This window comes from Gloeocapsopsis crepidinum LEGE 06123, assembly GCF_015207655.1.
In the GTDB taxonomy this organism is placed as follows: Bacteria; Cyanobacteriota; Cyanobacteriia; order Cyanobacteriales; family Chroococcidiopsidaceae; genus Gloeocapsopsis; species Gloeocapsopsis crepidinum.
This window is the reverse complement of sequence record NZ_JADEWN010000009.1, coordinates 34,907-50,886: the sequence shown is the minus strand read 5'-3', so window position 1 is coordinate 50,886 and position 15,980 is coordinate 34,907. Positions and strand designations below refer to the sequence as shown.

The 15,980-nt window shown below is 41.6% G+C and carries 20 protein-coding genes and 2 pseudogenes; 12 read left to right on the top strand and 10 right to left on the bottom strand.

Annotated features, from left to right (window positions below; translation table 11 throughout):
* Positions 1-43: 43 nt before the first annotated feature.
* Both IQ230_RS05475 and thrB read right to left on the bottom strand, forming a co-directional pair.
* A complete protein-coding gene (locus IQ230_RS05475; protein ID WP_228054618.1) occupies positions 44-541 on the bottom strand; it encodes a hypothetical protein in 498 nt (165 codons plus the stop codon).
* Positions 542-546: 5 nt separating this feature from the next.
* Positions 547-1,473: a homoserine kinase gene (gene thrB, locus IQ230_RS05470; protein ID WP_193931051.1), complete on the bottom strand. Its 927-nt coding sequence runs from the start codon at positions 1,471-1,473 to the stop codon at positions 547-549.
* 131 nt (positions 1,474-1,604) lie between these two features.
* On the opposite strand from thrB, the gene IQ230_RS05465 reads away from it, so the two are divergent.
* The 4 genes from IQ230_RS05465 (at position 1,605) to IQ230_RS05450 (ending at position 3,450) form a co-directional block, all read left to right on the top strand.
* Positions 1,605-2,012, top strand: a complete 408-nt coding sequence (locus tag IQ230_RS05465) for a VOC family protein (RefSeq protein WP_193931050.1) — start codon at positions 1,605-1,607, stop codon at positions 2,010-2,012.
* Between the two features lie 105 nt (positions 2,013-2,117).
* Positions 2,118-2,918, top strand: coding sequence for a MerR family transcriptional regulator (locus IQ230_RS05460; RefSeq protein ID WP_193931049.1), 801 nt, complete (start codon positions 2,118-2,120; stop codon positions 2,916-2,918).
* Positions 2,919-3,008: 90 nt separating this feature from the next.
* On the top strand, positions 3,009-3,209 hold the full coding sequence (locus IQ230_RS05455) for a type II toxin-antitoxin system HicA family toxin (protein WP_228054617.1): 201 nt from the start codon (positions 3,009-3,011) through the stop codon (positions 3,207-3,209).
* A 4-nt stretch (positions 3,210-3,213) separates the two neighbouring features.
* Complete coding sequence (locus tag IQ230_RS05450) at positions 3,214-3,450, top strand: type II toxin-antitoxin system HicB family antitoxin (protein WP_193931048.1); 237 nt, start codon at positions 3,214-3,216, stop codon at positions 3,448-3,450.
* Positions 3,451-3,616: 166 nt separating this feature from the next.
* Here the strand turns inward: IQ230_RS05450 and IQ230_RS27325 are convergent, their stop codons facing one another.
* From IQ230_RS27325 to IQ230_RS05435, 5 genes and pseudogenes are all read right to left on the bottom strand, one after another.
* Complete coding sequence (locus IQ230_RS27325) at positions 3,617-3,790, bottom strand: hypothetical protein (protein ID WP_265576196.1); 174 nt, start codon at positions 3,788-3,790, stop codon at positions 3,617-3,619.
* A gap of 12 nt (positions 3,791-3,802) precedes the next feature.
* Positions 3,803-3,847, bottom strand: a pseudogene (locus IQ230_RS27320) (hypothetical protein); the annotation flags it as partial.
* 55 nt (positions 3,848-3,902) lie between these two features.
* The gene (locus IQ230_RS27315) at positions 3,903-4,352 is read right to left on the bottom strand and encodes an SDR family oxidoreductase (RefSeq protein WP_265576195.1); all 450 of its coding nucleotides are present in this window, start codon (positions 4,350-4,352) and stop codon (positions 3,903-3,905) included.
* Positions 4,349-5,356, bottom strand: a complete 1,008-nt coding sequence (locus IQ230_RS05440) for an NB-ARC domain-containing protein (protein ID WP_339384119.1) — start codon at positions 5,354-5,356, stop codon at positions 4,349-4,351. Before IQ230_RS05440 ends, IQ230_RS27315 begins: the two co-directional genes overlap by 4 nt.
* A 10-nt stretch (positions 5,357-5,366) precedes the next feature.
* Complete coding sequence (locus tag IQ230_RS05435) at positions 5,367-5,723, bottom strand: hypothetical protein (protein ID WP_193931046.1); 357 nt, start codon at positions 5,721-5,723, stop codon at positions 5,367-5,369.
* A 368-nt stretch (positions 5,724-6,091) separates the two neighbouring features.
* Here IQ230_RS05435 and IQ230_RS05430 point away from each other — a divergent pair, with 368 nt between their 5' ends.
* The 6 genes and pseudogenes from IQ230_RS05430 (at position 6,092) to IQ230_RS05405 (ending at position 9,745) form a co-directional block, all read left to right on the top strand.
* Positions 6,092-6,763, top strand: coding sequence for a hypothetical protein (locus IQ230_RS05430; RefSeq protein ID WP_193931045.1), 672 nt, complete (start codon positions 6,092-6,094; stop codon positions 6,761-6,763).
* A 224-nt stretch (positions 6,764-6,987) separates the two neighbouring features.
* Entirely contained in the window at positions 6,988-7,275 is a 288-nt protein-coding gene (locus IQ230_RS05425) for a hypothetical protein (protein WP_193931044.1), read from the top strand.
* A complete protein-coding gene (locus IQ230_RS05420) occupies positions 7,275-7,676 on the top strand; it encodes a type II toxin-antitoxin system VapC family toxin (protein ID WP_193931043.1) in 402 nt (133 codons plus the stop codon). The genes IQ230_RS05425 and IQ230_RS05420 overlap by 1 nt, the downstream gene beginning before the upstream one ends.
* Positions 7,677-7,870: 194 nt before the next feature.
* Positions 7,871-8,080: a type II toxin-antitoxin system HicB family antitoxin gene (locus tag IQ230_RS05415; protein ID WP_193931042.1), complete on the top strand. Its 210-nt coding sequence runs from the start codon at positions 7,871-7,873 to the stop codon at positions 8,078-8,080.
* Positions 8,073-8,174: pseudogene (locus IQ230_RS05410) on the top strand (type II toxin-antitoxin system HicA family toxin); the annotation flags it as partial. The gene IQ230_RS05415 and the pseudogene IQ230_RS05410, both read left to right, overlap by 8 nt.
* A gap of 137 nt (positions 8,175-8,311) precedes the next feature.
* Positions 8,312-9,745 carry a bifunctional orotidine-5'-phosphate decarboxylase/orotate phosphoribosyltransferase gene (locus IQ230_RS05405; RefSeq protein WP_193931040.1) on the top strand — a complete coding sequence of 478 codons (1,434 nt, stop codon included), beginning with the start codon at positions 8,312-8,314 and terminating at the stop codon, positions 9,743-9,745.
* Between the two features lie 375 nt (positions 9,746-10,120).
* Here the strand turns inward: IQ230_RS05405 and IQ230_RS05400 are convergent, their stop codons facing one another.
* The gene (locus IQ230_RS05400; RefSeq protein WP_193931039.1) at positions 10,121-10,837 is read right to left on the bottom strand and encodes a Crp/Fnr family transcriptional regulator; all 717 of its coding nucleotides are present in this window, start codon (positions 10,835-10,837) and stop codon (positions 10,121-10,123) included.
* 330 nt (positions 10,838-11,167) lie between these two features.
* Positions 11,168-13,633 (bottom strand): phosphoenolpyruvate--protein phosphotransferase, encoded by a 2,466-nt coding sequence (gene ptsP, locus IQ230_RS05395; protein ID WP_193931038.1) that lies wholly within the window; start codon positions 13,631-13,633, stop codon positions 11,168-11,170.
* Positions 13,634-13,895: 262 nt separating this feature from the next.
* Between ptsP and IQ230_RS05390 the strand changes: the two genes are divergently transcribed.
* Both IQ230_RS05390 and IQ230_RS05385 read left to right on the top strand, forming a co-directional pair.
* Positions 13,896-14,465 (top strand): GNAT family N-acetyltransferase, encoded by a 570-nt coding sequence (locus IQ230_RS05390; protein ID WP_193931037.1) that lies wholly within the window; start codon positions 13,896-13,898, stop codon positions 14,463-14,465.
* A gap of 68 nt (positions 14,466-14,533) precedes the next feature.
* Positions 14,534-14,893 carry a DUF6464 family protein gene (locus tag IQ230_RS05385; RefSeq protein WP_193931036.1) on the top strand — a complete coding sequence of 120 codons (360 nt, stop codon included), beginning with the start codon at positions 14,534-14,536 and terminating at the stop codon, positions 14,891-14,893.
* Between the two features lie 8 nt (positions 14,894-14,901).
* Here IQ230_RS05385 and fmt read toward each other — a convergent pair whose 3' ends face one another.
* A complete protein-coding gene (fmt, locus tag IQ230_RS05380; protein WP_193931035.1) occupies positions 14,902-15,906 on the bottom strand; it encodes a methionyl-tRNA formyltransferase in 1,005 nt (334 codons plus the stop codon).
* Positions 15,907-15,980: the final 74 nt, after the last annotated feature.

Below are 15,980 nucleotides of genomic sequence, written 5' to 3'. Positions count from 1 at the left end.
TCACAATTCAAAACTAACCACTCGCTCCTAGTTCCTTCTATAGTTACACGATGCGATTTACAATCGTTAACACATCGCTATCAGTACGCACATAGGGAACTGAGATCGATCTAAAGCCAGTAATTAAAGGTTTATAGTATACCTGCCAATAACTAGGACTGAGTTCATCCGCAGTTGCTTTGAGTGACTGTAGTTCAGCAGCAAGTTCAGCGGCAAGTTGATTAATACGTTCAGCTTGGGCTAAAGCCTGTCTTTTACCAGCAACGACGCGCTGTTCTAGAGAGTCATTTTGTGGTTGCGATGCTAACTCAATTTTTTGAATAAGTTGCGCTTCTAAAGCTGCGATCGCATCGTCAATACCTTTAACTTCTGCAAATAATTGTAAATCTTCTTTAGCACGGCGACGGTAAGCATTTGCAATCTCTTCTGGAGACGCACTTTCTAAATCTATCGGATCAGTTGTCAGTGAAGTACGTTCCTGACGTAGTGCCTCAATTTGAGTTTGAATAGCCGTAATTTCTGCTTGAATGTCATTCATCATACTTACTAGGCTACCTCATTAGAGCTACGCGCACCCTGATTGTCAATTTCCAACGATCGCACTTGTGCTTTCACACCTACTTGCTGCCAAGTTTGAGCGATCGCCTCAATCACAGCCTCAGCTTGTCTGGGGTTTGTCAAAGCAAGTAAAGTAGGACCTGCACCACTAATAACTAAACCATACGCCCCAGCATCCACCGCTGCTTGCTGTACCGCTTCGTATCCCCGAATCAAAGCTTGACGATAAGGTTGATGCAACCGATCCTGCAACGCCGCCCAAAGCCAATCTTTATTTCCTGTCTCCAACCCGCGCAACAATAACCCCAAATGCGCCGTATTAAAAATTGCATCTGCCCGACTCACTTCACTCGGTAACACCCGCCGCGCCTCAGCCGTCGAAAGCTCAAAATCAGGAATCGCCACTACAGGTACAACACTCTCATGCCAAGGTACATCACAAATTTCCCAGCGTTGGCGACTTAGCGTTTCAACACTCGCTGCTAATCGACACCCCCCCAACAACGCCGGAACAACATTATCAGGATGTCCTTCTAAAGCGATCGCCAACTCCATCACCCCAGTTGTATCAAGTGGTTCGCCTGCAAGTAAATTTGCGCCAACTAAACCCCCAACTATTGCCGTTGCAGAACTTCCCAAACCCCGCGCCAAAGGTACATCCAACTCGATGTCTATACGCACAGATGGTGGCATTTGTCCTAAATATTCATATAATTTTACAAACGAACGATATGCTAAATTACTCTCATCAGTACGGACGCGATCGCTTTCTATCCCTGTCACGCAAATCTCTACTTCCGCTTGATACGTAAACTTGAACTGGTTATACAACGTCAACGCTGCACCAATACAATCAAAACCAGGACCTAAGTTAGCAGTTGTAGCGGGAACCGAGACAGAGGCAGAATGAGACATTGTTGATTGTGTTACATTGCACGACGCAAATCATATCAGAATTTATTCATCAATATCGATGCAAAGCTTGACTCTACCCTTGGGGAAGAGTGTTTACTGTGAATCAAATGCAACAGAGGTGATATAAGACTATGAAACTAGGAGCTATTCATCATATTGCCTTGACTGTATCTGATATGAAGCGATCGGAAGCTTTTTATAATCGACTACTCGGATTTATGGGTTATGAACAAGGCGAAAAGACAGAACAATTAATTCTCTGGGCAAGTTCTCACAGTGCGATTACGATTTCAAGAGCGAACTCACAATCAAATCAAAAATGCGATCGCTATTCTCCAGGTTTGCATCATCTAGCATTTAGTGCTGATAGTCGAGAAGATGTAGACAAACTCTACCAAGTACTGATCCAGCAGCAAGTCACAATACTCGATCCACCTGCTGAATATGAGTATCTACCAGGTTACTATGCTGTCTACTTTCTCGATCCCGATGGTATCAAATTGGAGTTAGCACATACACCTACTTGGTCAGTCATGTAAGTTCACTGTTGGTAAGTACTATTTGGTCATTGGTGACTGGTAATGAGTGATTGAAAAACATACTTATTTAGAATTACCCATTATCTATTACCCAGTAAAGGTAAAATGCTAAAAATCGGCGACTTTTCCAAACTCAGCCACGTATCAATTAAAGCATTGCGTCTCTACGACCAAATGGAATTACTTAAACCAGTACATATAGATAAGTTTACTGGCTATCGCTATTACTCAGCCCACCAGTTACCCCGACTTAATCGCATTTTGGCACTCAAAGATTTAGGTTTCTCGCTAGAACAAATTTCCAAACTACTAGATGAAATTTCACCAGCACAAATTCAAGGAACGTTGCAATTGAAGCAAGCTGAACTACAACGATTAGTTGCACAAGAACAAGCAAGATTACAGCGTGTTGCAGCACGACTACAGCAGATTGAACAGGAAGATAAAATATCTGATTATGATGTTGTTCTCAAAACCGTTGCCCCGATCAAAGTTGCTGCAATTCGAGAAATCATACCCAACTTTCATGCTGTAGCAGGGCTTTATGATGAGTTACTAGAGTATTTGCAACGACAAGGAATGAAAGATAGTCGTTACTTTGCAGGCATTTGGCACGACACCGCATATAAAGAAACAGATATTGATTGGGAATTTGCGATCGCAGTAGAACAAGTGTGTAGTAGCGATCGCATCAAAGTCTACGAACTACCCTGTGTCGAAATGGCTTGCGTCGTCCACAATGGCAGTTACAATACCATCAACCGTGCCTACGCAGCGTTACCTGTTTGGATTGAAGCTAATGGCTACAAGATAGCGGGTTCTAATCGTGAAGTGTATATTGTTGGTGGCAATCAACAAGACGACGAATCTTACGTCACAGAAGTGCAATTTCCTGTAGAAATATAGTCATGCTTAGGTTATTGGTTGAGGCAGTGCTTGAAAGCTTCTAGGCGGTGACGACGGATGAGTAAACTCGAAAAGCTGATCGAGTAGTTCTTGAGACCGCCCAAAGTGCGGTTTGATGATGTCCAGTATCTTTTGGAATTGTTTGGGTTTGAAGAAAAACGCTTTAAAGGAAGTCATCACACCTTCCATCATTCAGAGGGTCTGAAAATTACTGTACCGAAAAAGGGCGGCAAAATGGTTAAAGGAGTGTACGTCCAACAAATTGTCAAACTACTGAATCTGGAGAACTAGAGCAATGAAAACGCAGATTAAACCCGAAACATTGCAAGACTACCTCAACCTAAGCTACCCCATTACGCTTTATCCCGAACCCGATGGCGGTTACACCGTCATGCTTGCTGACTTACTAGGATGCATCTCTCAAGGCGATAGTCTCGAAGAAGCAGTTAATAACATTCAAGAAGCCAAAGTTGCCTGGATTGAGACTGCTTGGGAATACGGAGATGAATTTCCCCTACCAACTATATGCTAATTAGCATCTTAGTAAAGAGAATGCTTAGCGAATAAATTCGCTGCTAGACAAACGAAGTTCACCTTTGTGAACTGACTGATAAAATGCTTGTCTTAGTGTGCATAGGCACATTTTGTGTATGTAGTCCCGAAGGAAACTGCTGGGAGGGTATCTGCGGTATAAGCCCTCATTGAGGGACTGTTAACGGAGAACCATTGTGTCGTGGACTCAGTTGCAACAAAAAAGGCACAGCTTGGCGACTCCATTCTTGTAGAGGTGTATAGTCAGCGGCTGCTTCTCCAAAACAGATTTCCAGCATATCAGTGTGAATAATCCCTGGATTGAGGGGAATTGCTGCCATACTATTAGGAAGTTCTTGGGCAAGCGATCGCGTTAATCCCTCAATTGCCCACTTAGAAGCGCAGTAGGGTGCAACTTCTGGCGAAGTCGAGCGTCCCCAACCCGAACTAAAATTAACAGCGAAAAACCCCTATAGCAGGGTTTCCCTGCGGAGGGGGATTTTTCAAGACAATGATGCCTTGATTTTTCTGAATCATTGCTGGCACAAAATGGCGGATGACGTTAGTCACGCCAATAATATTGACATTGATCAAATGATTAAATTCCTCAGCAGGTACTTTCCATAATGGTGCTAGTTGATTAATGACACCTGCATTATTTAGTAATAAATTGGGGGGTTCGTATTGTGCAAGTATGCGTTTTGCCCAGTTTGCAACTTGTTGATCCTCGGCAACATCAACGGCAGTAAAGTCATGAGGTGAACCAAATTGTTGACGTAGTTTTTCTATTGCAGTTTCTGAACGCGCACAACCAATAACAGTATGTCCTGCTTGAATGAATGCTTCAGTCATTGCCAGTCCTAAACCGCGACTGACACCTGTAATTACAATCAGCTTTTTCATAGTTCAATTTTACTGGAAATTTCCGGATAAAATTGATCGGTGAGTTGTTCTTTTACATACTTCATAACTATAGGTTTTTGGGTGAAGTAACCTGAGTGAGTCTCGATTAATGAGCGTCTTTGTAGGGATTCCAAGGCTCTGTGTAACTCACTATAAAAGACAGTGGGGATAATAACTGCCTGTAGTTGTGATAGTGATACTTCTTTTTGCGCGATCGCAAGCCAACACATCACCCGCTTTTCTAGAAGTGAGAGGCGCTCAAAGTGTTGATCTAACAGTTGCTGAATATCTTCACAGATGAGTGTGCCTTGGGAAAGAAACAGAGAGATATTGCCATCCCATAAAGAGGCGATCGCACTACCGATTATATTTAAAACTAAAGGATTTCCCCCATATCGTTCGATTAGTGTTTGGTACTCGGCTTCTGTTACTTTCAGTCCTTTGCGGCGGAGAATTGCCTGTGCTTCTGGTAGCTGCACTCCTTTTAAATGTAAAATTTTGACTGGTAGCTCTTTACCTTCTCTACCAGCAAATCCGCTTGGTTGCTCGCGGCTGGTGAGCAATAAGCAACTTTGATGCCGTTCGTCAGCTACGCGACGTAGCAGATAGTCGTAGTCTTCACAGTTATGTCGGTAGTGTCCTGCAAGTTCGCCGACATGCAAAAGGGATTCGGCATTGTCTAGTACCAGCAAACAACGGTATTGCCGTAAGTAGTGCATTAAATGAGAGATTTGGTCTTCTGCTGTAGTTAATAAAGTGATTTTATGTTGCTCAGACAAAAACAACATAAATTCCGAAAGCAACTTAGAAAGAGGTGGTACGTTCTTTAAAGAACGCCAAATTAAATATTCAAAGTCCGTTTGTAGTATTTCTGCCATTTTTACGGCAAGAGCAGTTTTACCTATACCACCCATACCCAATATGGCAATCAGGCGACAGCGTTCTTTCTGAATCCATTGTCGGAGAGTGGCAAGTTCGTTTCCTCGTCCATAAAAACGCGAGATATCAATAACTTCATCCCGATCTTGCCAGGGAGTGAGGGGAATTTGACAGCGATCGCACGAAGGTATTAGCTAGTGTATCCTCTTGAGTTATTTGAGCGAGCTTATGAGTAGTAGCTTGGCTGGCATATCGCTGGAGTGACGCACGCAGATTGAGTTTCGTTACTTTGCGTCCTAGTGCTTCGGAAAGAAGTTGCCAGAGTTTTTGCCCTACCTGCTTGAGATAATCGGGATCGTGGTTAGTCTCTAGAGCAATTTCAGAGTAGCTTTTTCCTTCCCAAGTACCTTGCAACACTGCTGCTTGCAGGAAAGTGAGTGAGTTGGGTTCAAGCAGTTGAGCGATTAAAGTAATAACTTCATCGGAGGACATCACGATCTCTCCTCGGCAGCAGCCTAATCTACAATCTTACTTTCTTAAGATTAAGCATCAAGTTCATCCTAACTTTTTCTGGTCTTTGCTAACTTTATTAATATTTTTTTTAGAATTCTCGATTAAAATGCTTGACGAAATTTAAATATATGTCAAGCCAGTAAGTAGAACTAGAGCAAATATTAACAATAAAATTTACATCAGAGATATATTTATACCCCAAAAAATTCCTTCAGAAACTCAGTTTATATAAAACATAATCCAATAGCTTCTGAAGCATATAACTAACTATTCCTTACTGTTTTTTTTAAACAATACTATCAAAATAAGTTTATTCATTCAAAGGTTAATGAATTTGATTAATTTCTATGAGCAAACGTGAGAACAAAAGTAAGTATGAAACTTTAGTAGGTTGGGCAGCAATCATAGGTGCTGTCAGCGCTGTTATTGCAGGACTTTGGGTCAGTCCAGACATACGTGAAGAGCTTGGACTTTTTCCCCTAGAAATAGATACTTGTGATGAGAGGTTGGCACAAGAGATGGAAGATCCTCTAATCAAGAGGCAGGACAATGGCTCGCTGTATAATCTAGATGCAAGGCTTCTGAGTCCTAGTTTTGAGGAAGGTTTTTTTCCATGGAAGAAAGAGCGGGTCACACGGGCTATTGTACTAAGACATTTTGCTATTTCAGAAAACAGTGCTCGAACTGGAAAGTGTTATCTTGCTGCTCATAATGGAGGAGGACATTTTACCGATCCTAGTGTGTTTCAGGATATTGGTTATGTGAATTATCCTAGTCGTTTAAACTTTTCTATATGGGTTAAAAATCGACGTGAAACACCTAGAGAAGTTCAGTTAGAGCTATGGGACAACCATGAATTAATCGGCAATAGTGGCAAGCAGAAGGTTACTACAAACTGGAAACCAATTACTGTGTCAGGGGATAGAAAAACTGGCGGCTACGTAAGAGTTGAGATACGCTGGTTTGATTCAAGTAATACATATTTGATGCTTGATGATGCAGACCTTAGTTGGGAATAGATTTGTTGAGGTATTTAAAATTTTAGATAAGAAAGATGAGAGAGCAATAGTACTAGTCTAAAGTTTCGAGTTAGGAAGTGCGATCGCTCAATTGAAAATCATGCCAGTCAGCAGAAGGCGATCGCCGAATAATTCTGGAAAAACTCGAAGATGAAACCCAATAGAAATGCCTGTGCCTTAACAGATATAATATTAAAAGTCTTTGGTTGTGTTGCAGTACTCTCATGAGCCAAATTCTGACTCTGGAAATAAGCGAACAGGTTTTCGTGGCTATTCAGCGGCAGGCAGCAGTGATTGGTATTGCTCCAGAGCGTTTAGCTGCCAGTTTGATAGAGCAGCGGTTTTCTCAAATATCCGAGTTGCCTGTGGGTGAAGCCGATCGGGAGGTAGCACGAGCAAGGTTCGAGCGTCACTTCGGGACACTTAGTCTTGACAATGCAACGACTTTAGATAACGAAAGTATTGATGCCGACTTAGCTAGGGAGTATATAAACACCCATGAGGATGAGTAATGCTCCTCGATACTTCGGGATTGCTTTGTCTGCACTATCAAACTGAACCTCTTCATACACAAGCTATTGCTGCGTACAAGAAAGCTACCAGTCGCTTGACTCACAGCTATGTCATTGCTGAGTATGTTGCACTAGCAAATGCGAGGCGTTTCTCTCGTTCATCGGTTCTTGCCTTTGTGGTCGATCTGTTAGATAGTCCAGATATAGAAACTGTTTGGGTTGACGAGTTTTTACATCGAGCAGCAGTTAAGTTATTGATGATGAGACAAGATAAGACTTATTCTTTGTGTGATGCAGTCAGCTTTGTGTTAATGCGCCAACGTGGAATTACTGAAGCACTAACTACTGACCGACACTTTGAGCAGGAGGGTTTTGTACGTTTGTTGCAGTCAGCTTGCTAAAGACGATCACCTCCAACCAAAGACGCGATCGCTCTTTTTTTTAATTGCTTAATTACTCTCACTTAACTGTCACTGAAAACAGCGATCGCGCTAGTCTAAAGTTTCGAGTGAGGAAGTGCGATCGCTCGTGAAATCGCACAGCATGTTAAAATATTTTTGCTATTCTCCTAAGTAAAGCTGTATGAGATAACTGGATGAAAACTCGGAGTTTTACAGTTGTTGTCTATCGAGAAGATGATATGTATGTTGCCGAGTGTCCTGAAGTCGGTACTGTCGATCAGGGAGAAACAATAGAACAGGCAATTGCTAACCTGCAAGAAGCTACGAGGCTTTATTTAGAGGAGTTTTCCCTACCGGAAACAACACCCAGATATGTGACTACTATAGAAGTCAACTATGCCTAGGTTGCCACGGATTTCAAGCAGAGAGGCAATCAAAGCTTTAGAGCGTCTAGGATTTGTACAGGTTCGGCAAACGGGCAGTCATGTTGTGATTAAGAGTTGTAAATTTCCTGTTGTATTGTCCGGCTAGTTTACACTTTAGTTACTTAAGCAATTGCAGAATCTGGGATAAATGAGGATTTCCAGAGGCGATCGCTACTCTAGCTTGCCACATAACTAGTCGAGAAAGTAGCTATGACCTTTTTTGATAAATTGAATACAGCGATCGCGCGCAATGATAGCTTGCTATTTTTAGGACTCGATCCTAATCCAGAAATGATGCCTCAGCACAAAACTGGAGATATCATTGAAGACTTATGGACGTGGCTACAATTTCTGATTGCCCAAACAGCTAATTTAGTTTGCGCTTATAAACCAACACTTGGTTTCTATGAAGCTTTAGGTAGCCGAGGCTTAGAACTTCTTGAGCAAACTTTAGCAGCGATTCCTAGCGATATTCCCATTATTTTAGATGCTAAACATAGTGACTTAAATACAAGTACAACCTTTGCGCGTACTGTTTTTCAAAACTGGCAAGTTGATGCACTGACAATTAATGGTTACGCAGGGCAAGATCATGCAGCCTCGTTTTTAGTTCATCCTGATAAAGCTGTATTTGTCTTGTGTTGTACTTCTAACCCTGGTGCGATCGCCTTACAACAATATCCTCAACACGAATCACCTTTTTACCTGCATTTAGCGAAAGAAGCAAAAACTTGGGGAACTCCAGAACAACTTGGTTTTGAAGTAGGAACGTCAAGTCCTGAAGTTTTCAGTCAAATTCGGGCGATCGCCCCTGAAAGACTGATTTTAGCACGCAGTATTTGGGCAGAGGGAGGAAATGTTAACCAGCTTTTAACTGCTGGATTGAATGCAAATGGTAATGGTTTATTAATTCCTGTTCCTCAAGATATTTTAAGTCAAGATAATCCAGCAAAAGAAATTTATTCACTTTGCCAAAAAGTCAATCAAATTCGTACAGAAAATGTTAGAGAAGAATCTAACTGTTCTGTTTGGCTGCCTGATGTTTGCTTACTCGACAAACACCCTCATTTTGATTTAATTCTACAACTTTACGACATTGAATGTATTTTGTTTGGTGATTTTGTTCAAGCTTCTGGAGCAACGTTTTCTTACTATATAGACTTACGCAAAATTATTTCTAATCCCCAAGTTTTTCATCAAATTCTTTTAGCGTATGCTGATATTCTTAAGAACCTAAACTTTGAACGAATTGCAGGAATTCCTTACGGTTCTTTACCTACTGCTACAGGTTTATCATTGCATCTCAATAAACCAATGATCTTTCCGCGCAAAGAAGTTAAAGCGCATGGTACGCGGCGACTGATTGAAGGACTGTTTTATCCTGGTGAAACTGTTGTTGTCGTTGATGATATTTTAATTAGTGGCAAAAGTGCAATGGAAGGAGCCGCAAAACTTGAATCAGCAGGATTAAATGTAGAAGATATTGTTGTCTTTATCGATCACGAACAGGGAGTAAAAGATCGATTGCACCAAAATGGTTATCGTGCACATTCTGTATTGACACTTTCAGAAATTACAGAAACCTTATATAAAGCTGGTAGAATTAATGATGAACAACTAAAAGCTTTTGAAGAAAGTTGTTAGTAATCAAATTTATTTTTAGAAGGTGCTTTAATCATTTTGATGCAAACAGCTAAGTGAAGTCACTTATTTAAACTCAGTTAGGATTTGACTTACTAATTGCTGTTGTATCGGATTAAGTTTCTGCCAACTGTTACCCCACAGATTTATCATTGTCTGAGTTGTAGGATTAGAGACGGTAACAACAGATTTGTACTTTTTCATATACATTCTTTATGAATTTCAGTAAATCTTTTGTAATTACTAATTCCAGATCAAAGCTACTACAAAGGATTTGACGACCTACTCAATAAAGCATAGATATGTTTACCCAATTGATCTGTACGGTTTCGGGCATAAATACCAAGTTGAATAAAATTGATTGCAGCCTAATCACGTTCAGTTTTTTAGCAAACGAGCAAACTCTTTTTTAACTGTTTGATAGCACTCGCAAGAAGTTGACTCTAACGCTTCTCGATCGAGAATAATGATTTTACCTCGACTATAACGGATTGTTCCTGCTTTGCTGAGATGACTAGCAGCTTCTGTAACACCAGAACGGCGTGTGCCAAGCATATGAGAGAGAAATTCTTGAGTCAAAGGAAGCTCGTTTGATTGTACGCGGTCTTGAACTATGAGTAACCAACGAGCAAATCGAGCCTCGATTGTATGCAGACGGTTACAAGCTGCTGTATGTGCGGTATGGGTAAACAATGCTTGTGTATAGCGCAGTAATAAACGATGCAGCGTACTACATTGATCAAACTCAGATTTCAGATGTTTTGCACTCATCCTGATGGCAGTTCCAGGAATTTGAACGATCGCCTGTAGCGTATTAGTGTCCCCTCCCCAACATACCGTAAGACCTGCCATACCTTCCCTACCCACTATACCGACTTCGACTATCTCACCACTTTCCATAATAGTGACTAAAGAAATCAATGCCCGATTAGGAAAATACACGTACTCAATTGATTCTTCCGCATTCCAAAGAATTTGACTGTGTGATAGGCTAACTGTTTCCATGTACGGAAGCAGGCGTTGATAATCTTCAGTTGGTAAGGCTGCAAGCAGCTGATTTTCTATTTGTAGCTCAGGTGAATGATAAACTGACATTAGCAAATCCTTGAATGTGATTCTGGTTTATATAAACCTGGCAGCACAAGAAGAGTTAAGCACTGACTCCTCATGAATGTTAGTTAGCCACTGCTAACAAAAAATCACACACTGAATTGCTAAAAACAGTATTAGAAGCCTGACAGGAGAAAATGATGAAAATGAGTTCAAAGTAGTCTGGCTTGTAGATACAACCGCGATCGCCTATTTCGTTTTACCTAGCTATGAAATCGCAACCAATGTTTCCATAGCAAAATTGATCGAACTCACAAAATTTTCATTGATCATTAGCTATAATTATAGCGCTACTCAAGCAAGCGAGTTTTAACGTCATCTGACTTCATGGTTCATTGTAGTTGCAACTAATGTTCTAACACCCTGTGGCGAATTTAGAGTTAAAGCTGTTTGCGCGATCGCTTCAGATTCAGATCTTTTTAACTTAGTAATAGTGTGTTTAATTATTGGTATCGCTTGCGAATTAAGGCTGAGTTCATCTAGTCCTAGCCCTACTAAGATTGGCGTAGCAATAGAATCGGCTGCTAATTCTCCACACAAACCTACCCAAATTCCTGCTTGATGTGCAGCTTTTACAGTTTGCGCAATTGTGCGTAACACTGAGGGATGTAAAGCATCCGCAAGCATGGCGACATCAGGATTAGTGCGATCTGCTGCCATAACATACTGACTTAAGTCATTCGTACCGATACTAAAAAAATCTACCTCGGTTGCTAATTGATCGGCGATCGCAACTGCCGACGGAATCTCCACCATAATTCCTACTTGCATTGTTGCATCAAAAGGAATATTTGCTTGTTGCATTTCTGTTTGGACTTCCATAAAAATTGCCTTCGCAGCTTGCACTTCTTGCACAGTTGCAATCATGGGAAACATAAGTTTAATTTGATGTTTGTGGCTGGCGCGAAGAATTGCGCGTAACTGCGTTTTAAAAATATCTTGATTGTCTAAACAAAAACGAATACCGCGTTTGCCTAAAAAAGGATTAGATTCTGGTTGCAATTTCACATAAGGTAGTGGTTTGTCACCGCCAACGTCTAAAGTGCGAATGATGAAAGGGCGGCGCTCTAAAACTTGGGCGATCGCTTGATAAACTGTAAATTGTTCCTCTTCAGTAGGCGCAGTCGTGCGATTGAGATAAAGAAACTCGGTACGGAGTAATCCGACGCCATCAGCACCATTTTTGATTGCTGTTTTCGCATCAGCAACACTACCAATATTAGCCATGATACTAATGCACTTTCCATCACGAGTCATTGCAGGTTGATGTGCAATCATTGGCGCTTGTTGTTGCAATATCACATGACGCTTAGCTTGTAGCGTTGTTATGGTTTTTGTATCCGGTTCTAGCCAAACTTTACCACTTGTCCCATCAATTGCCAAAAGTGTATCGTTTGTCAGATTTAAAATTGTGGCAGGAACACCAACGACTGCTGGAATATTAAGCGTACGTGCCAAGATTGCCGTGTGTGAAGTTGCACTACCACGGGTTGTACAGATACCTAGTACTTTTGTTGTGTCTAGTTGCGCAGTATCTGAAGGAGTTAAATCGGTAGTGACTACGATACTAGGTTGCGTCAGTTCGATTGTCGATGATGTCATTCCACGCAGCGATCGCAATACTCTTTGTTCAACATCAATGAGATCGCTGGCACGTTCTTGCAAATAAGCATCATCTAGAATGTAAAAATTGTTTGCTAACTCATCAATTGTACTTTTCCAAGCAAATTCTGCATTTTGGTGATGGGTAAAAATTCGTTGGTGTACGGGTTCAAGTAATGCGGGATCTTGTAAAACAAGTAATTGTGCACTAAAAATCTCCGCCTCGTCGCCAAGTTGTGTTGTTTGCAAAGCTTGAAGATCCTGCGTTGCAGTTTGAATTGCCCTTTGTAACCGTTGCCATTCGATTGCTGTATCCTCAACGATGTATTCTTCTACTCGTACAGTTATCGGACGATATTGAAATATAGGGGCGATCGCCACTCCCGAAGAAGCAGGAATTCCAATCAATTCTCCAGCGAAATCACTCGTATCAATTTCTACAGGTACTATATCGCTGTCGCCTTCACCAAAGTTATTTGCAACTAAGTTTTGCAATGCAGCTAAAGCTGCTTCTGCATCATTTCCAGATGCAGTAATGGCAATTTTGTGTCCTTGACGAACTCCTAATGTAGTAACTTGATTGATACTATCAGCCCTGACAAAGTTTGTATCTCTTGTAATATTTCTTACTTGAATCTGCGCTTGAAACTTGGCTGCTGTTGTCACAAACTTTGCTGCGGGACGTGCGTGCAATCCTAGTCTATTAGAAACTGTTGTTTGAACTTGGGCTGTATGGGAGGTATCTTGTGATTGTTGGGTAGTAACGACAGCGATTCCTAGTTGTGTGGCTTTGGCTGTTAATGCCCCTTGTGCGTCTGCAATGACTTGTGCAATAGAATTTCCTGATGCAGCTGAAATTGTTGCAGCGATCGCACCTTCAACAAATGGTGCTTCACATAAATGAATTTTCTCGCGCTGTTCCTCAGATAAAAACTCTAGCGCCATTTCCGCACTTAACAAAGCACTTCCCAGATCCATCAAAACAACGACACCATCTGCGCTATAAACTGACTCAATTGCCTGATAAACTTGCATGGTATCTGTTCCCAAGGGATTAACTGGATCGTCAATACCTGCGGCGACAGCTAAAGAAACGTCATCACCAACCATCTGCGCGGCAAGTTCTCGTACACCTGCTGCTAGCTGTTTACTGTGAGAGACAAGAACAATTCCTACCACTGCAACACCATGATGAGAAGCTTGTACTTAAATATTGCCAGCGCGATCAATAGGAACTTGTGCTAGCAATTTAATTAGATCAATGCTACAGCAACTTAGTTCAGGCTCAAGCAACCAAAACACATTTAACTATTTTGTACAATAGCAGGGGTCATGGGTCAGGGTTAACAGTTAGTTAGAGCAATAATTCTGAGCTTCTACAATGTTCTCACTATAATTGACCGTTGCTATAAGTGTTACAGCTTTGGTTTTTCTTTTGAAGATGACGATATTTTTAGAAACAGAAAGATTGATTTTGCGGCAATTCACGAAAGATGATGCAGATAATTTGTTTGAACTTAATAGCGATCCCGAAGTCACCCGTTTGACACCTGATGTCGGTCAGCCCAATTACACAGAAATTCAAACAAAAACGCTACCACAATATCTAGCTTACTACGAACTATACGATGGTTACGGTTGCTGGGCAGCCGTTGAAAAGTCAAGCCAAGCATTCATTGGTTGGTTCTACTTACGTCCAGCAATTCATGCAGCTTACTTCAATCCTCAACTCGCCGGTCACGATGACATTGAATTGGGATATCGATTGTGCAAAGCTGTTTGGGGAAAAGGTTATGCTACAGAAGGGGCTAAAGCACTGATTTGGAAAGGCTTTCGTGAGTTAGGAATGCACCGTGTTTTTACGGTTGCTTTGACGGTGAACGCGCCTTCGATTCGAGTTATGGAAAAAATAGGATTAAAAAGAGAAAAAAGATTTTTAGATGAATTGGGTAACGATTTAGTCATCCACGCGCTAAATAAAGATGAGTTTGAATCCTTAAGCTTAATCTAAACTTGCCACGCCAGCTGTGCGATCGCGATACCATCCAAATGTAGTTAGCTTTACATTGAGCCAAGATTATGGAGTCAGATTCACTACCAACGGAGATCATTCTGACGCACCCACGTCAATCTTTGGGTAGCGTGAAATTAGATTGGACACCCCAACCAGGAAACTATCTCGATCTTGAGGGTAAAACTTACGCTGTATTAGAGCGTCGCCACCGCTACCATTTAAAATCGGGACGGTATCGATTGCATAAGGTGGCAATCTACGTACAGTCAGCGCCACGTCCGAGTGAAAAAAGCCTTGTTGCTGGGCGTTGGGTAATTGGAGATGCTAGCTGCCGTTACAATGCCCATTCAGAATTGATTCGTTGTGCCGTGAATCCTGAAGGACCATGCGATCGCTGTCGTTATTATGAAATTGCTGAAGCTTAAGAACTCAATTATAGTGCTGTAGTCTGTAACTTTTCTCCTACTGTTAAACGACTACCATTAGCAAAATCCCATCCTGATTGCGGACGTTTACCCGCAAGTTGTACCTGTTGTAATAATAATAATCCCTCGCCTGTTTGCACAATTGGTCCCGTTCCCTTGGCAATGCTGACGACTTCACCTGGAATTGCAGAAGTTGACAAAGAAGATAAAGTATGCTCTTTTAAAAAACTGAATTCTGGTAGCAATGACGAATAGGCAGCGCCAAGGGGAAGTGTGGCAATCACTTTTAAAGACTCTTCACGAAAATTGGTGACGCAGTTCGGGACAAATCCCCGTACTTGGTTATGTAATGCGATCGCTGGTTTTGACCAATCTAAAATATAATCGTCTTTTTTAATCAATGGCGCATAAGTTGCTTGCGTGTCGTCTTGCGCAATTGGTTGAATTTCTTGATGTTCCCACTTCAACAGCGTTTCTATCAGCAAATCTGCGCCCATTTCCCCCAGTCGTTGCGCTACGTTTTGAGCATTATCAAGGAGATTAACTGGTGTGTAGGCTTTGAGTAGCATTGCACCTGTATCCATGCCTGCATCCATCAGCATTGTTGTAATTCCAGTTTCCGTTTCGCCGTGATAGATACACCACTGAATCGGCGCTGCGCCTCGATATTTTGGTAAGATTGAGCCATGCACGTTAATACAGCCCAAACGAGGCATATTTAAAATTTCTTGGGAAAGAATTTGCCCATAAGCAACGACGACAAAAACATCTGCCTGAGATTGTCGCAATTGATTTAAAGCTTCTGCATCTTTTTTAACCCTTTGCGGTTGCCATACAGCGATATCATGCTGCAAAGCTAAAGTTTTGATTGGTGAAGGATTTAACTGATTCCCACGTCCGCGACGTTTGTCGGGTTGAGTGACAACGGCAGCAACTTCTATTGCTGGGTGTTGTAGCAGTCTTTTTAAAGTAGGTACTGCGAAATCAGGAGTTCCAAAAAATACGACTTTCATTAAAAGCGACGGTTGTCACGGGCAGGATGCTTGTGCCACTTTATCTGAATTTTGATGTTTCTAACTCAAGCCGT